The following is a 5,607-nucleotide window of genomic DNA, read 5'->3' as shown; positions in this document are numbered from 1 at the left end:
CCGCCCCCGCCCCCGCCGCCTCCGCCGCCTCCGCCGCCGCCGCCGGTCGTGGAATGTGCGCCTGGACCGTATATCGTGTACTTCGACTGGGATAAGTCGGACATCACGCCGGAAGCGGCTTCGACGCTCGACAACGCGATCAGCGCCTACAACCGTGGTTGCACGGGTACGCAGGTCATGCTCGCCGGTCACGCTGACCGTTCGGGTTCGGCCAAGTACAACGTCGGCCTGTCGGAACGTCGCAACACCGCGGTTCGCAGCTATCTTACCGCTCGCGGTATCTCGGATGGCTCGATCAGCGCGCAGGGCTTCGGCGAAAGCCGCCCGGCCGTTGCAACCGCCGATGGCGTCCGCAACGACCAGAACCGTCGCGTGGAAATCACTTACGGTCCGAACTCGGGCATGTAAGACCGGTTTCCGCTCCCGACTGGGACGGAACGAAAAAGAAGGGCGGTGCCGAAAGGTGCCGCCCTTTCTTTATGCGCGCTTCACGCGGCAATGATCATCCGCTGCTCATTTTGCTGTTTCCGCTTGCTCGTTCAGCTTTATGATATACCATAACTAAAGGGCGCAAGATGGCCTTGAGCCCTCGATGAGGGGGTGGTGCCCGTCAAACGCGGTGCGCCGTCCCCGAGCGGGAGAGAGACGATGCGCACACGCAGCAGGTTTCATCGCAGCATTTTTCGCGCCGACCCCAATGGCGATCCCGACATCAATACGACTCCGCTGATCGATGTGATGCTGGTGATGCTCGTGATGTTCATCATCACCATCCCGCCGCCGACGCACAGCGTCGATGTCACGCTGCCCGGTGATCCAAGAGGCATTCCCGTCAAGGAGGAAAATCGCGTCACGATCGATACCGTCGACGTGATCCGCTGGAACAATGAGGCCGTCGATCTGGCACAATTGGGCATGTTGGTAAAACAGGCGGCCGAGCGTCCCGAGCCCGCGGCGATCCTGCTCGATCCCGATGCGCGGGCGCGCTACTTACGCGTCGACGAAGCGATCGGGGCGATCCGGCGCAATGGCGGGTCGAAACTGGGCTTTCCCGGCATCCACAATTATGCCGGCTTGATCTGATCCCTGGCGGCTTCCCGCTGCCTTAGGCGGCGGGGGCCGTTCCGGGCCGGAGATAACGCATCATATAGCTGACATAGTCGGCCTTGCCGAGCGGGACGCCCATGTGGCGCAGCACCGCATAGGCCGCGGTGCGGTGGAAGGCGAATTGCGGCTGTGCCCAGTCGCGGACATAATCGAAGGCGCTCATGTCGAAGACCATGCCGTTGGGCAGCGGGAAGCTGACCGCCCGATCGAGGTCGGCGCCGAGCGTGACGGGATCGACCGCATCGAGGATCGCGAGCGTCGCCGCGATCTGTTCCTGCATTCCGGCGAAATCGACGGCGTCCTCGGCGAAATCGGGGACTTCGGTGTTGGCGAGGCGGACCAACGGCTGGAGCGCCTGGACGCAGGTGAAGCGAACCTGCGAGGCGAGCGGGAACATGTCGGGCGCGAGACGCGCGACCGCGAACTGCAATTCGCCGATCCCGTTCTCCTCACCCCATGCGCGCGCCCGCGAAAGCTCGCCCGACAGCGCTCTCAGGCCATTCTGCCAGGCCGGTACGGTCAGGTCGTAGAGCATCGTCATTTCCTTTGGTCGATCGAAACTGGGTCAGGCGGCGGCGAGATTGTCCTGGAACTGAAGCCGCGCGAGGCGCGCGTATAGGCCGTCGGCGGCGACGAGTTCGTCATGTTTGCCCTCTTCGACGATGCGGCCGTCGTCCATGACGATGATGCGGTCGGCGGCGCGCACGGTCGCGAGCCGATGCGCGATGACGATCGTCGTGCGGTCGTGCATCAGCGTTTCGAGCGCGTCCTGCACGAGCTTCTCCGATTCGGCGTCGAGCGCCGAGGTTGCTTCGTCGAGGAGAAGGAGCGGGGCGCGGCGGAGGAGCGCGCGCGCGATCGCGACGCGCTGGCGCTGGCCGCCCGAGAGGCGCGCGCCGCCTTCGCCCATGAAGGTGTCGAGCCCTTGCGGCAGCTTGCGCAGAAATTCCTCGGCATTGGCGGCGCGCGCCGCATCCCACAAATCCTCGTCGGTCGCGGCCCAATTGCCGTAGCGCAAATTGTCGCGCGCGGAAGCGGCGAAGATCACGGTTTCCTGCGGCACCATCGCGATACGCGCGCGGATGTCGGCGGGATCGGCTTCGACCAGCGGGATGCCGTCGAGGCGGATCTGCCCGCGCTGCGGGTCGTAGAAGCGCTCGGCGAGCTGGAAGAGCGTCGACTTGCCGGCGCCCGAGGGGCCGACGATCGCGACGGTCTCGCGCGGGTTGATCGCAAGGCTGAAATCGTGGAGCGCGGGGGCGTCGGGGCGGGTCGGATAGTGGAATTCGACATGATCGAACTCGAGCGTTCCGTGGGGCGGTTCGGGGAAAGGGCGCGGCTTTGCGGGCGGCGCGATGCTCGCGTCGGCATTGAGCAGCTCGCTCAGCCGTTCGGCCGCACCCGCGGCGCGGAGCAGGTCGCCGTAGACTTCGGTCAATGCCCCGAACGCGCCCGCGACGAGTCCGCCGGTGAGGACGAAGGCGGCGATCGTGCCGCCGGTGATCGTGCCCTGCGCGACGCCTTCGGCGCCATACCAGAGCAGGGTGGTGATCGCGCCGAACAGGAGGCCGATCACGGTTGCGGTGATGATCGCGCGGAGGCGAATGCGGCGCTTGGCGGTGGCGAAATTGGCTTCGACCGCGGCCGAGAAACGACCCGCCTCGCGCGCTTCCTGGCCGAAGGCTTGGACGATCTTCATCGCGCCCATCTGTTCGGCGGTCGTCGCGCCGATATCGGCGACGCGGTCCTGACTGGTCCGCGATACTTTCTGGAGCCGCCGGCCGAGGAGGACGATCGGCAGAATAATGACGGGGATGCCGAGCAATATGCCCGCGGTCAGTTTGGGCGAGAGGCTGAACAGATAGATGATGCCGCCGATGCCCATGACCGTGTTGCGCAGCGCGACCGAAACGGTAGTGCCGACGACCTGCTCGATGATCGCGGTGTCCGACGTCATGCGCGAGGCAATTTCGGACGGGCGGTTTTCCTCGAAGAAGCCGGGCGCGAGGCGCAACAGATTCTGCTGCACCGCCTGGCGGATATCGGCGACGGTGCGTTCGCCGAGCCAGCTGACGAAATAGAAACGCAGCGCGGTCGCGAGCGCCAGCGCGACGCAGATCGCGTAGAAGAGCCGGAAATGCGGCGCGACATTGCCGCCGCCCGCGATGAAGCCGCTGTCGATCATTTCCTTGAATTGGTAAGGAATGGCGAGCGTCGCGAGTGCGGCGATCCCGAGCGCGATCCCGGCGATCACCAGTTGCAGCGGATAGCGGCTGGCATAGTGCCACACCATGCGCAGGCTGCCGAGCTTGCGGCGGGGCGTTTCGGATTTGTCGGATGTGGTCGCCATGGACGACCGCCCTAGCAGTCCCGCCGGTGGTGCTCAACGCCGCAGAATGACCCATGGCTTCAAGCGCTTTGAAGCGGGGCGACAGGATCGCGCCGAAAGGGAGCGCGGCGGCATGCACCGCGCTCCCGATCCGTCACCGGTTGTCGAGCTGCGCGCGCACCGCGCGGAGACCCGCCTGTGTGATGCGGTACGGCGCGCCGTTCTGCGAGCCGATGAAACCGCGTCGCCGCAACCGGTTGAACAAGGGCAGGCCGGTATTGGCGAGGACGTGGCCATCGCGGGTGAAGCACAAAGCCTCGACGATATGGCCGTTTTCGCCGCGGCGATGGCGGATCATGCCGCCCTGCGCCAGCACATGGAGCATGCGCTGCTCCGCTTTCGAAATATTCATGGGATATGTCCGGAATGACAAGCAACAAAGGCGCGCCGACCCGTTGGTCGCCGCGCTGCGCACATCCCGATTACGCCGGGACGTTAGCGGTTGCCCGCAATCTCAGACATAGTCACTCCATCGGCGCACCCTGCACCGCGAAACGCAATTTATTCGACTTCGGCACGCCTCGCAACGATTTTGATGCATTGCACAATGAGGATGAGCCCCTAGACTGCTAACCAATGCGCAGGCGCCGGAGAGCGCCGCCGGGGTCATGCAAGGAACGATTTGAACATGCTTTATCACGCCTTTGATATGCAGAAGAACTGGCTCGCGGGGGCGAGTGCGCTCGCCACGGCGGGCGCGCAGGTGATGCAGCATCCGGCGAATCCCTTGGGCTATTTCAGCGGCAGCCCGATGTTCGCCTCGGCGCTCGAAGTATTTGCGCATGCGTCGGCGCCGCGCGGCAAGCCGGGGTTCGAGCTGTACGAGACGATCGTCGATGGCGAGACGGTGCGCGTGACCGAGGTCGTCGAGGCGCGCAAGCCGTTCGGCCAGCTCAAGCATTTCAAGCACAAGGGCACGAAGAATGCGCCCAAGCTGCTGATCGTCGCGCCGATGTCGGGCCATTATGCGACGCTGCTGCGCGGGACGGTCGAGCGAATGCTGCCCGGCCATGACGTGTGGATCACCGACTGGCGCGATGCGCGCAACGTGCCGCTGGAGGCGGGCAAGTTCGACCTCGACGATTATGTCGATTATCTGATTTCGTGGCTCGAGCATATCGGTCCCGGCGCGCATGTGCTGGCGGTATGCCAGCCCTCGGTGCCGAGCCTTGCCGCCGCGGCAATCATGGCGGCGAACAAGCATAAGTGCCGGCCGAAGACCCTGACGATGATGGGCGGGCCGATCGACACGCGCAAGGCGCCGACCGCGGTGAACGAGCATGCGATGACGCGCCCGCACGCCTGGTTCCAGGAAAATGTCATCGCGACCGTCCCCGCCTATTATCCGGGCGCCGGGCGCCGCGTCTATCCGGGCTTCCTCCAGCTTGCGGGTTTCATGTCGATGAACCTCGGCAATCACATGATGAGCCATTGGGAGATGTTCAAGCATCTGGTCGACGGCGACGGCGAGAGCGCCGACAAGACCAAGGAATTCTACGACGAATATCGCGCGGTGTGCGACATGACGTCCGAATTCTATCTGCAGACGGTCGACGTCGTGTTCCAGCGCCACCTGTTGCCGAAGGGCGAGATGACCCACCGCGGCCAGCCGGTCGATGTCGGCGTGATCGAGGATATCGCGATCCTCGCGATCGAGGGCGAGCGCGATGATATTTCGGGGATCGGCCAGACCAAGGCGGCGCTGACGATCGCGAAGTCGCTACCCGCGGACCAGAAGAAATATCTGATGGTGAAGGGTGTGGGTCACTATGGCATTTTCAACGGCCGCAAATGGCGCGAGGAGATTGCGCCGGTGGTCGAGAAATGGATTCGTAGCAACGGCGGCTAACGACCATTTGCGGCCATTCTCTTTCATCGTCACCCCGGACTTGATCCAGGGTCCATGACTTCAAAGCTGCGATGGATCCCGGATCAAGTCCGGGATGACGAAGGTCTGGAAACGACCGGTTGCTGCCATTAAAGCTTCTCACCCCGTTCGCATCGAGCGAAGTCGAGATGCCCCTCAGGCTAGGCGATGCGTCGATGGGTGTCTCGACTTCGCTCGACACGAGCGGGAAGAGAGGCATGGCTCAAATCGACCGAAAAGCGAC

The 5,607-nt window shown here is 64.3% G+C and carries 6 protein-coding genes; 3 read left to right on the top strand and 3 right to left on the bottom strand.

The features are described 5' to 3' along the window. Both VJ811_RS03165 and VJ811_RS03160 read left to right on the top strand, forming a co-directional pair. Positions 1-408: OmpA family protein (locus tag VJ811_RS03165; RefSeq protein ID WP_324070829.1), on the top strand; the 408-nt coding region annotated here is incomplete at its 5' end. Positions 409-648: 240 nt separating this feature from the next. Continuing rightward, positions 649-1,083 carry a biopolymer transporter ExbD gene (locus VJ811_RS03160; protein WP_324070828.1) on the top strand — a complete coding sequence of 145 codons (435 nt, stop codon included), beginning with the start codon at positions 649-651 and terminating at the stop codon, positions 1,081-1,083. A 22-nt stretch (positions 1,084-1,105) separates the two neighbouring features. Here the strand turns inward: VJ811_RS03160 and VJ811_RS03155 are convergent, their stop codons facing one another. The 3 genes from VJ811_RS03155 to VJ811_RS03145 form a co-directional block, all read right to left on the bottom strand. Beyond that, positions 1,106-1,642: a DUF1993 domain-containing protein gene (locus tag VJ811_RS03155; protein ID WP_324070827.1), complete on the bottom strand. Its 537-nt coding sequence runs from the start codon at positions 1,640-1,642 to the stop codon at positions 1,106-1,108. A gap of 30 nt (positions 1,643-1,672) precedes the next feature. Beyond that, the gene (locus VJ811_RS03150; protein WP_324070826.1) at positions 1,673-3,457 is read right to left on the bottom strand and encodes an ABC transporter transmembrane domain-containing protein; all 1,785 of its coding nucleotides are present in this window, start codon (positions 3,455-3,457) and stop codon (positions 1,673-1,675) included. A 133-nt stretch (positions 3,458-3,590) separates the two neighbouring features. After that, entirely contained in the window at positions 3,591-3,848 is a 258-nt protein-coding gene (locus VJ811_RS03145; protein WP_037517885.1) for a YjhX family toxin, read from the bottom strand. Positions 3,849-4,124: 276 nt separating this feature from the next. Here VJ811_RS03145 and VJ811_RS03140 point away from each other — a divergent pair, with 276 nt between their 5' ends. Further along, a complete protein-coding gene (locus VJ811_RS03140; protein ID WP_324070825.1) occupies positions 4,125-5,345 on the top strand; it encodes a polyhydroxyalkanoate depolymerase in 1,221 nt (406 codons plus the stop codon). Positions 5,346-5,607: the final 262 nt, after the last annotated feature.

Origin of the sequence: Sphingopyxis sp. (genome assembly GCF_035250425.1) — a bacterium.
Taxonomy (GTDB): Bacteria; Pseudomonadota; Alphaproteobacteria; order Sphingomonadales; family Sphingomonadaceae; genus Sphingopyxis.
This window is presented reverse-complemented; position numbering and strand designations above follow the sequence as displayed.